Origin of the sequence: Crocinitomix catalasitica ATCC 23190, assembly GCF_000621625.1 — a bacterium.
Taxonomy (GTDB): domain Bacteria; phylum Bacteroidota; class Bacteroidia; order Flavobacteriales_D; family Crocinitomicaceae; genus Crocinitomix; species Crocinitomix catalasitica.
The window spans coordinates 15,868-33,084 of record NZ_JHXV01000016.1; the positions used below are offsets into that span (position 1 = coordinate 15,868).

At 33.9% G+C, this 17,217-nt stretch carries 8 protein-coding genes; 4 read left to right on the forward strand and 4 right to left on the reverse strand.

The features are described 5' to 3' along the window. Positions 1 to 74: 74 nt before the first annotated feature. The 4 genes from T367_RS0110550 (at position 75) to T367_RS0110565 (ending at position 12,176) form a co-directional block, all read left to right on the forward strand. A complete protein-coding gene (locus T367_RS0110550; RefSeq protein ID WP_027419815.1) occupies positions 75 to 7,757 on the forward strand; it encodes a hypothetical protein in 7,683 nt (2,560 codons plus the stop codon). A 353-nt stretch (positions 7,758 to 8,110) separates the two neighbouring features. Further along, the gene (locus T367_RS0110555; RefSeq protein ID WP_027419816.1) at positions 8,111 to 8,887 is read left to right on the forward strand and encodes a LytR/AlgR family response regulator transcription factor; all 777 of its coding nucleotides are present in this window, start codon (positions 8,111 to 8,113) and stop codon (positions 8,885 to 8,887) included. Next, positions 8,888 to 11,770, forward strand: coding sequence for a ligand-binding sensor domain-containing protein (locus T367_RS0110560; RefSeq protein WP_027419817.1), 2,883 nt, complete (start codon positions 8,888 to 8,890; stop codon positions 11,768 to 11,770). Positions 11,771 to 11,906: 136 nt separating this feature from the next. Continuing rightward, the gene (locus tag T367_RS0110565; protein WP_027419818.1) at positions 11,907 to 12,176 is read left to right on the forward strand and encodes a hypothetical protein; all 270 of its coding nucleotides are present in this window, start codon (positions 11,907 to 11,909) and stop codon (positions 12,174 to 12,176) included. A gap of 557 nt (positions 12,177 to 12,733) precedes the next feature. Here the strand turns inward: T367_RS0110565 and T367_RS0110570 are convergent. The 4 genes from T367_RS0110570 to T367_RS0110585 form a co-directional block, all read right to left on the reverse strand. Next, positions 12,734 to 14,845, reverse strand: a complete 2,112-nt coding sequence (locus T367_RS0110570; RefSeq protein ID WP_027419819.1) for a M43 family zinc metalloprotease — start codon at positions 14,843 to 14,845, stop codon at positions 12,734 to 12,736. Positions 14,846 to 14,987: 142 nt separating this feature from the next. After that, positions 14,988 to 15,713, reverse strand: coding sequence for an SDR family NAD(P)-dependent oxidoreductase (locus tag T367_RS0110575; protein ID WP_035843242.1), 726 nt, complete (start codon positions 15,711 to 15,713; stop codon positions 14,988 to 14,990). Then, a complete protein-coding gene (locus tag T367_RS0110580) occupies positions 15,694 to 16,008 on the reverse strand; it encodes a rhodanese-like domain-containing protein (protein WP_027419821.1) in 315 nt (104 codons plus the stop codon). The genes T367_RS0110575 and T367_RS0110580 overlap by 20 nt, the downstream gene beginning before the upstream one ends. 13 nt (positions 16,009 to 16,021) lie before the next feature. Next, the gene (locus tag T367_RS0110585) at positions 16,022 to 17,179 is read right to left on the reverse strand and encodes a cystathionine gamma-synthase (RefSeq protein WP_084274390.1); all 1,158 of its coding nucleotides are present in this window, start codon (positions 17,177 to 17,179) and stop codon (positions 16,022 to 16,024) included. Positions 17,180 to 17,217 lie beyond the last annotated feature (38 nt).

Consider the following 17,217-nt stretch of genomic DNA (forward strand, 5'->3'; position numbering starts at 1 on the left):
CATTAGCAATTTTCAAAGTAAGTTAAATCGAGTTGAGATTTATATCTTGCGAATTATAAATTAATTATAAGCGTATGAAGCAATTTTCTACACTATTTCTATTATTCTTTTTATTTGTCGGACAAGCTTTTTCTCAAAGTCATATCAATTATGATCGGGATTCAAGATGGTTTATTGGTGTTAACATGGGAGGAACATGGACAACCAGAACTGAGGTGAAATCCAATCTTGGTTTAGGATATGGATTTACTTTTGGAAAATCTTTTGGGATGGAACCGGATAAGGCAATTGCCTGGGATTGGAGATTTAGATTTTTACATGCGCAATTTCACGGTCAAGCGACTGAAAGATATATGCTTAATGATTCAAGTGTAAACGGTTTACACATGTATGATAATGCAATCATTAAAAATTATAAAGATTCTGTAGGATACTTTATTCCTAATTACCATACAAACTTAATTAGAGGTTCATTTGAGCTTGTGATGAATACTAATCGGTTGCGCCAAAATACAGGATGGAACATAATGATTTTTGGAGGTATCGGTATAACTGGTTATCACACTAAAACTGATTTAGTTGATAATGGTGGTATTTATGATTATGACCAAATAGACAAACTGTCTAAATCAAATATTAAGTCTGTGCAGGATGCAGATTTTGAAACGGATGTCGTTGGCGAAGCTGGTCACTTTAATGGTGATATAATGCCGAGTTTTGGTTTTGGTTTAAGTTACCAAGTCCATCCTGCCGTTGCTTTAGGAATTGAACATAAAATTACTTGGCCGCAAACCAATTTATTTGATGGTATGCCGAATGGAAATTCGGGTGTTAATAGTGAAGAAAATGATGTTTACCATTATACTGCGTTAACCGCAAAATTTCATTTATTCAGAAGTCGTTATTATCAAGAGCATGAAGAAGAAATAGAGGATGAAGTAGTCATTAAAGAGAATCCTGTAGATCAAATACAAGTGCAAAAACCTGTTGTCGATATCTATGATCCTAATAATAGCCCATATACGGCCGAAACGAATTCTTTTTTATTAAAAGCAAAAGTTTATTATGTAGATGGAAAGCGGAATATCACCTTCAAACAAGATGGTAATGTTAATTCAAATTTTAATTATAATCCGTCAACAGACGAGTTTGAGAGCAGAGTTGTACTACATACTGGACAAAATCTTTTCGAAATAACTGCTCAAAATGAAGCCGGTGCCGATTACGAAACGGTCGTTATCATTTATGATGAAAAGAAAATAATAACTCCCCCAATTGTAACCATTACCAATCCTTCTGGTAGTTCGACTCAAACAAGTTCTTCGCCGTTTAATTTTTCTGCACAAGTATTAAATGTCAATACAAAATCGGATATTCAATTGTATTTGAATGGCGTTAATTTAACTGGATTTAGTTATAATTTATCGAATAAAGTATTGAATGCTACTTTGCATTTAAATGAAGGAACAAATACTGTTATAGTTACTGGTACTAATCGTTATGGGAGTGATAGTAAAACCACTAAAATAATCTACAAAAAACCAGTTTCAATTCAACCGCCAATTGTAACATTTATTCAGCCTACTGTTGATCCTTTTTATTCTGATGTAGCTTCCACTAGTATTAAAGCTTCTGTTTTAAATGTTGAGGGTAAATCAGATATTACTGTTTGGTTGAATGGAAACAATTTTTCAAGTTTCTCATTTAATAATATAACAAAGGAATTAATTTTTACGGCTCGACTAATTGAAGGTGCCAACCAAGTAAAAATTCAGGGTAGAAACGCTGCTGGAACAGATATTGAATCAACTACAATTATTTATAATAAACCGCAAACAATACAACCACCTGTTGTTACAATTCTAGACCCTTCTTCTAGTCCAACAAATGTATTTACGCCAACTTATAATCTTGCTGCAAAAGTTGAATATGTTAAGGATAAAAGTAAAATTCGTTTAACAATTAATGGTGTCGCATCAACTAGTTTCAATTATAGTAACTCTTCTAAATTAATGAACTTTACAACCAGTTTGTTAGAAGGGTCTAATGTGATTGAAATTAAAGGTGTCAATGCTTATGGGAATGATACGAAAACAACAACAATTGTTTATAAGCGTCAACTTACTAAGGTTCCACCAATTGTGAATATTACTTATCCAGGGTCGGATAATCAGATTTTCACTACGGCAAATATTAATTTAAGTGCTTCCGTGTTAAACGTGACGAATAAAAGTAGTATCAATATAGTGGTTAATGGGAATACTACATACGATTTTACTTATAATTCAGGAACAAAAGTGGTTGATTTGCCTCTAGTCTTGCGTGAAGGTGATAATTCAATCACAATAACTGGTACCAATGCCAATGGAACAGCATCCAAAACGAGAATAATTAAATATGAGAAACCAATAGTAGCCCGACCACCATTCGTAAGCATTATTCATCCGTCTAGCTCTCCTTTTATGGTTGTTGTGCCGGATTTTACTTTTACGGCCAATACGACAAATATTGAATCTAAATCTCAAATTCAATTTAAGGTAAATGGTATTCACGTTTCTGATGAATTTTATTCGTTTACTGCTGGTCGACAAATTGTTTATACAACAAGATTAAGTAACGGTAATAATATTTTTGAGGTTACTGTAACCAACGAGTTTGGGTCAGATAATGCCGTCGCTATTGTGAATTATACAAAAGATGAAGCGCCTTGTATTATACCAACGGTAGGTTATATTTCTCCTGTCCCTTATTCAACTGTTGAGGTTGCGCTAGTTAATATAGATGCGCAGATTAATAATCATTCTGATGATACGGAAATTAGTATCAAATTAAATGATGTCAATAAAGGATCGATGACTTATAATCCAGGAACTTCTATTGCTTCTAAATCAATTACGCTCAATGAAGGGTCAAATGCTATAACTGTTATTGTTACGAATGCATGTGGATCGAATCAGGCCACCTTTACATTGAATTATATTAAGGAAAGTGATCCATGTACTTCACCGTTATTATCTACCGCTGAGGAAACATCAATTACTACCCTTGCAGAAACAATAAGCCTAATGTTGAATGGTACCGCGATTGGTGACTCAAGAGAGTTGTCTGTAAAATTAAATGGACGTTCAATTCCATTAATCTTTGATGAAGGTTCTGGAAATATTCAAGTGAATGCTATTCCTTTAATAATTGGAACAAATACAGTGACAATAAGTGTGGTTAACGATTGTGGAGCTGATAATTTAGTCTATACAATTGTGAGAGAGGAATGTAAATTGCCTAATAATTCTGCCTTATCTCATCTTGATGGAGCGGTAGTTGAGAATGGAGAAATTGTATTTGAAGCGACAGTTTTAAATGTTTCTGAAGAAGATATTACAATTGTTCACAATGGAATTGCTCAAGCTATAAATTATAATGGCATTACTAAAAAGGTAAGTGCTGCTTTAAGTTTAACTGAAGGAGTAAATACTATCCAACTAAAATCCACTAATGATTGTGGAGAAGATGTTGAAACGGTTAAAATCACAAGAAAAGTACCTTGTACGAAAATTACAACGAATTATTTAGTGCCAAATACGCCGGTGGTAACTTCAACGACTAAACTTTATACTGTTTTATTTAATGCAACAGGCATTACAAGTAAAGATCAAATTGTAGCAACTTTTAATGATGTTAAGATTGATGTTGATTTCGATTTGGTCTCAAATAATATTACTGCTAAAAATTTAAAGTTAAAAGAAGGAGTAAATATTTTAATCTTCCAATTAAAAAATGATTGTAGTGAAAGAAAAGTAACCTATACAATTAATTATAATGGATGTAAAGCACCTATCATTAAGTTTAACGGTCTTACTCCAGGTATGGAAGTCGGAGAATCAGGATTCAATTTGGCTGCTTTGGTTAGTAATATAACAGATGCTGAAGATTTAAAGTTTTATTTCAATGGGGTATTAACTGATTTTGATTTTAATCCAGTATCACATTTATTAACTGCGGTAGTCGCACTGAATGAAGGGAATAATACATTTAAAATTTCAGCTAGAGGATGTGAAAATGTGAATGAAGAAATATCTATTAATTATAAGTTGCCATGTGAAATTACTGCTTATAGTTTAATGATTCCTGCAACAACAACAGCTGTTTCTATTGAGGATAATTATTCAATCAGTTTGACTGCTACTGGTGTTGAAAGAAAAGAACAAGTAACCGTAAAAAAAGGACTTGCAGATCTAGCCTTTACATTTATTGCTGAGACTGGTGCAATTCGTATTAATGATATTAGTTTATCCGACGGAGAGAACAATATTCAGGTAAGTCTAAAAAATGATTGTAGTGAAAATACTGTAAATTATAGTATTACATATAACGGTTGTGAATCGCCAGATATTTCAATTAATACTGTTATGTCTGAAGTGTATGAGTCCGAATTTTTATTCAATGCAAATATTAGCCATATTGAAGAAGCTGGACAAATCACATTGACTTTGAATGGTGATAGGATTGATTTTGTTTATGATTCGGAAGTGGGTGTTTTAGATGCGACTTTAATGCTTAATGCAGGGGAAAATATTGTGAATATTGAGGCGGATGGATGTGAGACAGCAAATGAGACAATGCGTGTTAATTATGTTGTGCCATGTGAACCTATTGTGTATAGTTTAATCACACCGGCAGAATTAATTGTTGAGGTGGGGGAAGATACTTATGACATCGCTTTATTTTTAGAAAATGCTACTTCTAGAGGAATAGAGGTTCAATTAGATGGTGCCGACTTGCCATATGTTTACGCCGACAATATCTTGAATATAAACACTATTAATTTAGTGGATGGCGTGAATATGATTCGCGTTAATTTATCTAATGCCTGTAGCGATGAAACCTTAACTTTTGAGGTGAATCATGCTGGATGTAGTACACCTATAATTGACGCAAGTAGTAATTTGATTTCAGTTGAATCTGCTGGTTATAGTTTGATGGCGACGATTGAAAATATGGAAAGTGATGATGCTGTAGAGGTTAAATTAAACGGTACAACTATACCCAGTGAATTTAGTGCACTCAGTAATTTATTAACAGCTTCTTTTGATGCACGGGCTGGTTCTAATACGATTGATATAATTGCCAATGGATGTGTGAGGATAACAGAGCGTTTATCGGTTGAATATATTGCGCCTTGTTTTCCAATTACATTCGAATATATTACACCGGCAACTTCGGTTGAACTGATTGATGGAGATCGATTCGAAATGAGCTTGTCTACAGAGAATGTTGATCCAGCATTAGTCTCTGTTTCCGTTAATGGTACGGAAGTGCCGCATACTTTAAGTGCAGGAATTGTTTCTTTTACAGCAGTTGACTTATTTGATGGGCCAAATAATGTGGAGGTCAACTTATCTAACGCCTGTAGCAGTGAATTGATAGTTTATACACTCGATCGAGCAGGTTGCACAACCCCTGAGATCATTTTGGGCGATTTCAGAGATGGTTTAATTCTTACTGAACCAGAATATGCGTTTGAGGTAAATGTAATGCACGTGGATGATGCCGGTATAATTGAGTTGCTTCTTAATGGCGTTGCTGTTCCTTTCGAATTTGATAGCGGTTCTGGTCAGATTACTGCTGATTTGAGATTAATCGTCGGTTTAAATGATGTAACAATTACTGTTGATGGGTGTGAATTAGTTATGAATATTGTAAATGTAACTTTGGATGAGCCATGTGTGAAACCGGCTTATAGCTTAATTATTCCAGGTGCCCTATTAGAGCGCACGGATGCAAGTCCATATTTAATAAACCTAAACGCGACGCATGTTGGTGCTGATGAAATTACTGTGCTCCACAATGGATCAAGTCACGTATTCGATTTAACTGATGAGATATTAACTATAGAATTGGATTTAGTTGATGGTGCAAATACTGTACTTGTCACAATGGCGAATCATTGCGGTACTGAAACTGTTGAGTATGTAATTAATTATAGTTCACCTGATGCTTGCGTACCGACTATTACAGTTGATTTTGAGGAAGATTTTTCTGCTGTTTCCGTTCGTTCAGATAAAGAATTGATCAATGTCATGTTGAATTTGAGCGGGGGTGGAAACGAATTGGTTGAAGGACTATCTGGTTATACGACTACACTTTCACCTTCAGGAGAGAATGTAGGGAAATGTATTACTGGTGTATGGGTGCGTTCAGGATGTAATACCAGTGCAGCAGGCGAACCTTTTGGTGATTATATTAATGACGATCGTTGGACAGGTATATGTGATTTAGCGGAACCTTGCGAACCTTTAACTTATCGTTTAATTAGTCCAACAAGCAGAAGCGCTGTAGCGGCAACTAGTCCTTATACAATAGTTTTAAGTGTTGAAAATATGGATGGCGGATCGGTTGCAGTATTGGTGAACGGAATAGCTAAGCCGGCTAGAGTAGAGGGGGGCATGTTGACAATTAACACAATTAATTTGCGTGCTGGTTCTAATACTATTCGAGTTGATTTGACTAATGATTGTGGATCAGAAACCATTATTTATACCGTTTCTTATACTACTCCTGTCATAATAAAAGATGATGGGGCAAAAGATGATGATAAGGTTGATGGGGCAATCAAAAATAAAGTTGAATCGGGTAAAATAGATGGTGACAAGACGGACGGTAGTACGGATCTGAAATTAAAAAAAGAGGATTTAGAAAAGGAAAAAACGAGTTTTACAAAACCTGATCCAGTAATCTTGCCTATAATGCCAAAGACTACTTTGTCCAATGTGGCCTCAAAAAATTATTCGTTTAAGGCTAAAATTGAAAACTTAACAAGCGCCAAAGATGTATCGCTATACCTTAATGGGATCCGTTTAAACGATTTTAACTATAACCTTTCAACAAGGACTTTGTACGCAAAATTTGTATTAAAGAACGGTGTTAATCTAGTTAAGGTTGTAGCCACATCAAATGGTAAAAAGGTTGAAAAGGTATTTACGATTAAATTGAATGCGCAATTAGAGAATAAGGTAGATACACCAACTAAATTAGATTTAAAACCTGTATTCACAAAAGTTAATCCAAGATCAACTTTTGCCACAAGTAAAACGGCACAGTATAAAATAACAACTAAGGTTAAAAATGTAAAAAGCAAAACTGATATCGTTGCGACTATAAATGGTAATAGAATTTATAACTATACCTATAATACAGGTTCAACCGAATTAATTGTCAATGCAAACCTTAAGTCAGGAGCAAATAAAATCGTGATCACCGCAACTAATGGGAATCAAAAAACGACATCAACTTATACAATTACGTATAAAGCCGAACAAAATAAAGTTGATGTGAAACCAACAGGTGTAAGTAGTAAAGTCGTGCAAACACCTAGTTTTAAATTGGATTATCCTGCAAGTACTACGTTTAAAGTAGAATCGGCAAGTATAGCGTTGAAGAATAAAATTGCTAATGTAAAAAGTAAAGCTGATATTGTATTGACTGTAAATGGTGTTAAAGTAACAAGTTTTACTTATAATGCAGCGAGTGATCAATTCTATTCGAATATAAAATTGAGATCTGGTAAAAATACAATTAAAATAACGGCTAAGAATGGGGATAAAGCAAAGTCGTTAACATATTATATCACCTATACGGCTAAAGTATTACAAGCTGAACCTATCGATAAAGATGGCGGGAAATCTAAAAGTAAATTAACTCAACCGAAGGATAAAGACGAGAAAAAGCCGACTTTAACTTCGCCAACTAAAGGGAAATAAAAAAAGGGGATTCGTTTAGAGTCCCCTTTTTTTTTGAAAATCAATCTGAATTTAATTGCCATTGTCATTAAAAATCCAGATTTTTTTCAAATTTTCCAAATGTAAATCATTTATCATAAGCGTGTTTTAAAGATTTAATTCATGTTCCAATCTAAAGAGAATTAATTAAATTTTATACCGTTAAGAATTTTAGAGTTGTAGCTTTTTATTAAAAGGTGTTAAATTTAGATTCTATGGTTTATAACAATTTTGTATTTTTAGGTAAATTATACTCAAATAGAATAAGAATTAGTGATACAGGGTGTTTAGAAGTGGTGGGAAAGAATATTTTAATAACTAAATAGAATTTAAGGATGGCTTTAAAAGCAATAATAGTAGATGATGAGGATTTAGCACGTAAAAACCTAATGATGTTGTTAGAGGAGTATTGCAAGGATATTGAAGTGATTGGTGATGCTGGTAATATTGATGATGCGGAGTTGCTGATTGAGGAAAAATCTCCAGATGTCGTGTTTTTGGATATCAGAATGCCGAGTGGGGCAGAGGGATTTGATTTATTAGATAGAATAAAAAAGCGAAATTTTTTGGTTGTTTTTGTAACTGCATTTAAAGATTACGCTTTGAGGGCATTCAACGCCAATGCAATTCATTATGTTTTGAAACCTGTTGATATTGACGATTTAGTTATTTCTGTTGATAAGGTATTAGAGGCAAGAAAAATTATGGGTGATAACCCAACTAATTTTGAAACTTATTTTGAATCAATTGATAATCTTGCTAATTCAATGACAACGCAAGGTTATGGTAATAAAGTTGCCATTAGTCATACCAAAGGAATTAAGTTGATTGATATACATGATATAATGTATTTGGAAGCTTCGGGTAACTGTACTGTACTTTATTTTAATGACGGCACAAGATATTTGGATACAAGAACTTTAAAAATATATGAGGGTATTTTGAATCCCGCATTTTTCTTCCGTATCCATAAATCACATATAGTAAATATGGAGTACCTGAAAGAATACCTAAATGAGGATGGACATTTTGCGATTTTGAAAAATGGTAAATTATTGTCGGTTGCAAGAAATAGAGTTTCGAATTTTGTGAAGACATTAAAATCACTTTAGGTGCGTTTTTTATTCCTCGTTTGCCTACTTAATTTTGGGCATATTGTTATTGGTCAACAATATAATTTTATAAGTTATAATGTTGAAGACGGATTGGCTCAGTCACAAGTTCGAGATATCTGTCAAGATCAAATGGGATATTTATGGGTAGGTACAGTCTCAGGATTAAGCAGGTTTGACGGTGTAAATTTCGTAAATTATTCGATTGATGACGGTTTGCCAGATAATAATATCAGAAAGCTTTATTTGGCTAAGAATGGAGTGATTTGGGCTGCAACCCCTAAAGGTATCGTGAAAATTGAAGATCAAAAAATTAAATCTTATTTGTTTGATGATCAGTATCGTATAAATGATATCACAGAGTTTAATAATGAATTGTATTTGGCGTCAAATTCTGGTCTAATTCGTTTTGATGGAAAGAATTTTCACAGTGTAGAGTTAGCAGAAGGCCATTATATAAGATCAATAGAGAATTATAATGATTCGGTTTTGTTTTGTGGAGGTAAAGACGGCTTGTCTGCTTTAACAAAAGAAGATTTTCGCGTGTTAGAAATTGAAGATAGTCCAAATTTGAATATTATGGATTTGAAGATCTTCAATAATCAAATCTATTTCGCTGGAAGGAATGTTGGATTTATGAAATACAATGTTTCAGAAAATAAGGCCTCAATCTATCAAGAGGTAGGTAACACTATTTTGACATTTGCAATTACTGAAAAATTTATGTTTGGTGTCGGAACCAATTCTGGCGGATATCTGATTGATAGACAAAAGAAAGTTGATTATTTCACATCACAAAATGGACTGACTACTGATAATTTAACGAGTGTCTTTATTGATGCTGAAAAGAATATTTGGCTTGGTACAGATGGTAAAGGTCTACTTAAATTTTCTGGTAAATCTATCGTCTCTTATTCGCAAAATGATCGGTTAAGTAGTGATTTAGTATTGTCTATTAATCAGGATGCTAAGGGGAATTTTATTTTCGGGACTTATGATGCAGGTATTACTAAATGGATGAAAGATGGCGCGCATAAGTATATTGTTGGAAAAGATAAAATTGCAGACAATACTATTTGGACAGTTGATTACGACGAGCAAGGTAATCTTTGGTATGGAACATCTTCGGGCTTAACAATTCTAAACAGTCAAGATGAAATTTTAAATCATCCCTTATTAGGTGTTAAACGGAAATTCAGATCTATTCTCCGATTAAATGATTCTCTGGCTTTATTAGGTGGTGATGACGGCCTAACTATCCTAAGTAAGGACAGTTCTTATATTTTGCATAAAAATCTAAATATTAACAAATTAATTAGGTTGAATGGTAAAGTGTATAGTGGTGGGTTTAATGGGCTTTATGAATTTAGTAAAGATTTTACAAGTTATAAAGAGATAAAAATGCCCATTAAAGATATCAACTCTCTTTGTGTTGATGCTGAAAACAATTTGTGGATTGGTACCATGAATGGTTTGTATGTGATGAAGCAAGATTATGAAATGTATTTGTTCCCATTAGACGAATTAGAATATAGAGCAAAAACAATATTGGGCTTAATTCGTTCAGCTGATAATAATATATGGGTGACAACAATGAACGGTGTTTATACCATTGATTTTGATGAAAATTTAAAGGAAGGATACAAAATATTTAATTATGGGGTATCAGAAGGGATGGTTAATATGGAGTGTAATATAAATGCGCTTTATGAAGATGATGAAAGAAAAATTTGGGTCGGTACTTCTGGTGGACTCATTCGAATTGATCCAGCGCTCAATTCACAACTTTTTAATTTTTCACCGCCAATCGCACATATAACAGGATTAAGATTGTTTTTAGAAACATTTAATTATTTAGATTATCCCGTGGAAATGGATACCGTGCTGGATATTCCAAAAATGATTACGCTTCCTTCTAATAAAAATCACTTGACTTTTGATTTTATTGGTATAAATCTTAAAGATCCTAAATCTGTACAGTATGAATATAGGATGATAGGTACATCAGAAGAATGGTCCCCAATTTCATCAACTAATTATGCCACTTATTCTTTTCTACAACCAGGAGATTATGTATTTGAAGTGCGGGCGATGAATAAGAATAAATTATGGTCCTTGGTCAGATCAATCACATTTAAAATCACACCTCCTTATTGGCAAACTTGGTGGTTTATATCTTTGTTGTTATTAGCAATTTCGGGGATTATTTACCTGATTTTTCAAAGTAGAATAAAAGCCATAAAGCAATCTCAAGTCAACGATCAATTAGGTTTACAAAATCGCCTTTTATTCCTAGAACAAAGGTCTTTGAATGCAAGTATGAATAGACATTTTATATTTAACTCGTTAAATTCAATTCAATATTTTATTAATAGTTCTGACAAACGATCTGCTAATAAATACCTTTCTAATTTTGCAAACTTAATACGTAAGAATCTAGATAGTTCGGCCGCGAATAATTTTATTGTTAGTTTAAACGAAGAAATTGAACGAATAGAATTATATCTCTCACTCGAACAAATGCGTTTTGCAGGAAAGTTTGATTATGTAATTGATCTTGATCCTGGTTTGGATGGGGAAAGTATTGAGATTCCTTCAATGATCTTGCAGCCTTTTGTTGAGAACAGTATTATACATGGTGTTTTGCCTTTGGAGGCAAAAGGAAAAATTGAAATCAAGATTTTTGAAGAACTAGATGAGGTAATGTTTGTTGTCACTGACAATGGGTTCGGTATAGATAATAGTATAAAAGCAAAGAAACGTACCGTTGACGGTGATCATGAGTCGAAAGGTGTGGAAATAACGAATAGACGAATTGAACTTTTGCGGAAATTGACAGGTGAAAATCTTTTTATTATCGGTCCTTTTCAATTGAACGATTAAAACGGTGTCTGCAAAGGAACAAAGGTTATTATAAAGCTAGGAAGTACAAGTAGATTTTAAAATTATTGGGTAAACAGTTGTATTATAAGATATTTGTATGTATATTTGTTACAATTGTATAGTTATATTATAAGCAATGAAAAAGATTTTATACATATTCGGACTTTTAGTTTTCATGTTTGCATTCAATGCATGTGAGAAAGAAGTGATTACTATTGTCGAAAAGGATAGCGTTTCTGATGAAATAGAAGCGAGTTCAGCTGCTACGGGTGGTGGAATAGGTGTTATTATCGATCGTGATGATAAGGATGATGATGTGGAGGATGATAATGATAAAATTATTGATCCGGATGATGATGATGATGATGTTGAAGAAGATAACAATAAAAAAGTTGTTGGCGCTTAATCAAAAAGAATTATTTAAATAACAAATATGAATGCACCTCAATAAGGTGCATTTTTTTTGTGCTTATTTTTGACTATCGATGAATCGAAATGTTATTGCCTTAGGAAGTTTAAAAGCGTTTTGCATTGGTTCTCTTTATTAGATGATAGATAATATCCTACTTATTTTAATTGAACGTACAATCTCAATACTTTTCATATTTCCAAATCGAAAATAGGATTAATGCATAGGTCTCCGTTTCAGAATTAATCTTTATCATGCAATGATCACATCTTTTTATTTTCTGTTTAGGTCGTTTTAAGGAACTTTTTAAGTAAAGTTAACTCACTTGTTGTTTGCGTTTCCAAACTGTTCTAATTACCGCTCTTATATGTCTTAATTTTTATGAGGTTAAAAGGTCCTAGAAAGTCATTCGATTAATGTGGTAAAATAGATTTAAATTCAAATAGGAGAGTGCCGTTTTCGTTGTTGATGTTTATAGAGTCAAGGTGCTAAAAATAAAAAAACGCATCAGCCTAAACCGATGCGTTTTTGAAACTTAACATATTTGGGTAAGTTTAATCTTTTACTAGTTTAATAGTTTCAACTTGATTGTTTGATTCAATTTGAACTAAGTAGATACCAGTTGCTAATTGACCTGTTTCCATTTCAAGCGTATTATATCCATTTCCTAATTGACCGTTGTAAACATCTAATACACGTGAGCCCATTGTATTTAATACTGTAATTTTATAATCTTCACCTGCTTTTGCTGTGATGTTTAATGTTGTGTTTCCTTTTGAAGGATTAGGGAATAGCTTCAAGTTTAAAGCTTGTTCGAATTCAGTTAAACCAGCCATTGACGCAGCATACATATTGATTTCATCGATATATATATTGTTTCCGTTATCGTTTTCGAATTCAATTTTATATCTGAAATCTGATACATAATAATCAGAAATGATATTTGTTATATCAACTTGATACCATTCGTCTACTGAAGCCGGTGTATAAGCTGAGCTATTCGTTACTTCACTTAAATTGTCACCTTGAATATTTTTTCTGAATGCCCATGTCTCACCACAATCTTTAGAGATGTAGAATTTTAATTTTTCTAAATCGTCGTCTCTACGAAGGTTATAAGCATATTTAAAGTTGAAAATCATATCGTCATCAGGATCTACTTCACTTAAATCAATTGATCCTGAAATTATACTTCGAATAGAACCATTGTCCATATCGAAATTTTCAAGTTTTAAACTCTTAGATCCGTGTGATGCAGCTTCTGACGTGATTTCCCAATTTGCGAGATCTTCAGATCCTTCAACCATAAATCTATCAAAATCTGGAAAAGGAGATAAAGTTTCAAAACTTTCTGAGTATGGTAGACTCGATCCAGGATTAGATAAAACAGTAATATAATTAGTAGTTGTATTGCTTACAGAAGATCCACCATTGTTTGCTACTAAAGTAACAGCATAACGACCGGGTGTATCATAAGTAATTGTTGGGTTAGTTAGAGTTGATGTTGATGGTGTACCTCCTTCAAATGTCCAAGTTCTATCTGTAACAGTATGGAAAGAGTTGTCGCTAAAATCAACTGAACCGCCAGCACAGATTATAGTTGTATTTGAAGAGAATTCAGCAGCACATAATTCACCCGGTGCATCTACACCAGTTGCCGCTAAATTTGCAGGCGTTGATAATTTATACCTTTGAGCAGTACCACCTAATAAAGCAGCTTGAACTCGAGCAGCTTGTCCTTCAGTAAACATTGTTGAACAATAAGAATAGTCCATAATGTTTTGTACGTTATCTAAACTTCCACAAGTGCTTCCATAAAGATCACTGCAATTATCCCAACCAATTGTATTTGGAGTGTCATCAACACCATCATCAATACCACAGTTACTAATTAGTGTTGGACTATTAGATCCGCCCCAAGGATGTGATAAGTTTAACCAATGTCCAACTTCATGACTTAAAGTGTGTCTTCTTCCTATAGAGCCAGTTCCAATAATTCCCATATAATCATGACTCATGTAAATCGATCCATCCATTCCTGATGCTGAATACCAACCTGCAGGATTATAAGTGTAACCTGCCGCACCATTTGGATCAATACAAACAAAAACATTCATATATTTATTCTGTGGCCAAGTTCCATGTTCGTCTTCAACTGCTTCTACAATAGGATGTCCACTTCTGTCTCTTCCTTCATCGTAAGTTGTACTTGAATAAGTTCTAGTAATACCTGAATGACAAGCCCCTGAAGGATCTTTTGTTGCTAATTTGAACTCTATATCACAATTACCTCTGATGTCTGCAAATTCTGCAATTGTTTCATCCGAATCATCGTTTAACATATTGAAATCATCATTTAACTGCTCAATTGCATTATAGATTTGCTCGTTTGATATATTTTCTTCACCACCTAAATGAACAACATGTACTACTAAAGGAACAACATAAGTTGATCTGTCTCCAGGGCTCCATGATGTCAGAAATTCTTCATACTCTTCTTGCATACGCGCTTGCTCAGCTTCTGTTGCATGTTCGAATTCTGGATTGTCAATATATAATTGTTGAATTGCTTCTGTTGAACCACATTTTAAATGTTCCTCAGCAAGTTGAGACCAAGAAAATAATGTGGACAAAGTAATTACTAGTGAAAGCGTAAATTTTTTCATGTATAAATTAGTCTTATGATTTTTCTAATAGCCCAAGATACGGAATTTAGGCGACCTAATTTTATATAAATGTTTAAAAGGTGTCATTCCTTGATTTATCTGTGATTTGAGATTCCAAGGATAAAGTGTCACAAATTCTAATTTAAAAATCGCGTACTGACATTAAACATTCCTTGAATAACTTGGGAGACTGAATAACTTGATAAAGTTTTTTGGCAACAACAGTAGGGTCGGTTAGTTCATTATTGCTCTTTAGGAACATAAACTTGTCTAAGGCTAAAAAGTCAGCAGGTTTACTTCTTCTAATTTCAGATTGCATTTGTGTATCAACAACTCCGGGTGCAATACTGTGTACATGCCAGTTCTTGATGTCTCTACTTTTTAATTCCGACCAAACAGTTTCACTGAATAAATCAATAGCCGCTTTCGAAGCGCAATAACTAGCCCATGCATCTATGGCATGTTTACCTGCCCCTGAACTTATAGAAACGATGTGTCCAAGACTTACTTCGGATTGGAATGTATTTAGAAATTGATTGATTAGTATTTGTGGTGCAATCGAATTGGCGGTCATTACATCTTGAATAGTCTGACTATCTAATTGACCAATAGGTTTTACGATTCCAAGCATTCCAGCATTATTAACCAATACTACCTGATCAGCTGAATGTTTGAATTTGTAGTTTTTTACCGCCTCTAAATCTAATAAATCTAAAGATTCATGTAGAAAGTTAGGATGACTAAAATCATTAGTCCTCGAAATTCCGAATACAAAAAATTTAGCCTCAATTAATTTTTTAACCAAGGCTAAACCAATACCACGGGAACTCCCCGTAACGTATGCAATTTTATTTTGTTGGACAATCATTGTCAACCCAACTCATTATACCACCACTTAAGTTCGTTAAATCAGTATAACCTTGCATACTTAAAAAAGCACAGGCATTCATACTTCTTCCTCCCGAACGACAACCAACAATTACATTCACGTCTTTTGGAATTTCATTCATGCGTGATTGAATCTCGCCTAGGGGAATTAATATTGCATTCGGAATATCGTATGCTACTTCATCAATTTCATAAGGTTCTCTTACATCAACAAAAACACTTCCGTTTTTTACTGCTTCTAATACCGCTGTTGGGTTTATTTCTCCTATTGCCATCTTATTATAAATTTTATATTTTTAATGCTTGCTCTAAATCTTCTATTAAATCCTTTGCGTCTTCAACACCAACACTTAGACGAATTAATGAGTCTACAACGCCTATTTTTTCTCTATCTTCTTTCGGAATGGCTGCGTGCGTCATTGTTGCTGGATGACCGATCAGTGATTCTACTCCTCCTAATGATTCAGCCAAAGTAAATACTGATACTTTTTGAACAACATTCAAGGCGTCCTGGATATCGTTTCCTTTGAAAGAAAAAGAGATCATGCCCCCAAAATCGTTCATTTGCCTTGCGGCAATCTCATGATTGGGATGCGATTCGAATCCTGGCCAATAAACTTTATCAATTCTTGGATGATGGGCTAAGTATTCTGCAATAAGTTTACCGTTTTCGCAATGCCTTTGCATTCTTAAATGTAATGTTTTAATTCCTCTCAAAACTAAAAATGAATCCATAGGGCCAGCGATTGCACCACTCGAATTTTGAATGCGGTAGATTTCTTTTGCGATTTGCTCGTCTTTACAAACCAATGCGCCCATCACTACATCAGAATGGCCTCCTAAATATTTAGTAGCCGAATGCATTACAATATCTGCCCCTAAATCCAAAGGTGTCTGCAAATATGGGGTCGCAAACGTATTGTCAACCGCCAACATTATGCTGTGCTTTTTAGCAATCTTCGCCGTGGCAGCAATGTCTATAATATTCATCATTGGGTTGGTTGGTGTTTCAACCCATATTAAACGTGTGTTTTTATTGATGTATACCTCAATATTGTCAGCATTGTCCATGCCAACAAAATGGAATTTGATTCCGTATTTTTCGAATATCGTTTTAAATAATCGGTAGGTTCCACCATATAAGTCATTCGTCGAAACGACTTCATCTCCTGGATTGAGCATTTTAATAATACAATCGATAGCTGCTAAACCACTACCGAAACATGCTCCATAATTTCCGTTCTCTAATGCCGCAATACTTTTTTCTAAAGCATCTCTAGTTGGATTGGAAGTGCGAGAATATGCATAACCTTTATTTACCCCAACTTCCGACTGAACAAAAGTTGATGTTTGATAAATAGGGGTCATTATTGCGCCTGTAGCCTCATCAGGATGTACTCCTGCATGAATGGCTTTTGTCGCGAATTTCATCTGCTTTTCTTCCAAGGTTGTTTTATTAGATACATTACAAAACTAAAGAAATT

Excerpts from the sequence above, each read along its gene's own strand:
- T367_RS0110570 (WP_027419819.1), bottom strand. The coding sequence starts at position 14,845 with ATGAAAAAATTTACGCTTTCACTAGTAATTACTTTGTCCACATTATTT.
- T367_RS0110580 (WP_027419821.1), bottom strand. The coding sequence starts at position 16,008 with ATGGCAATAGGAGAAATAAACCCAACAGCGGTATTAGAAGCAGTAAAA.
- T367_RS0110555 (WP_027419816.1), top strand. The coding sequence starts at position 8,111 with ATGGCTTTAAAAGCAATAATAGTAGATGATGAGGATTTAGCACGTAAA.
- T367_RS0110550 (WP_027419815.1), top strand. The coding sequence starts at position 75 with ATGAAGCAATTTTCTACACTATTTCTATTATTCTTTTTATTTGTCGGA.
- T367_RS0110565 (WP_027419818.1), top strand. The coding sequence starts at position 11,907 with ATGAAAAAGATTTTATACATATTCGGACTTTTAGTTTTCATGTTTGCA.
- T367_RS0110575 (WP_035843242.1), bottom strand. The coding sequence starts at position 15,713 with ATGATTGTCCAACAAAATAAAATTGCATACGTTACGGGGAGTTCCCGT.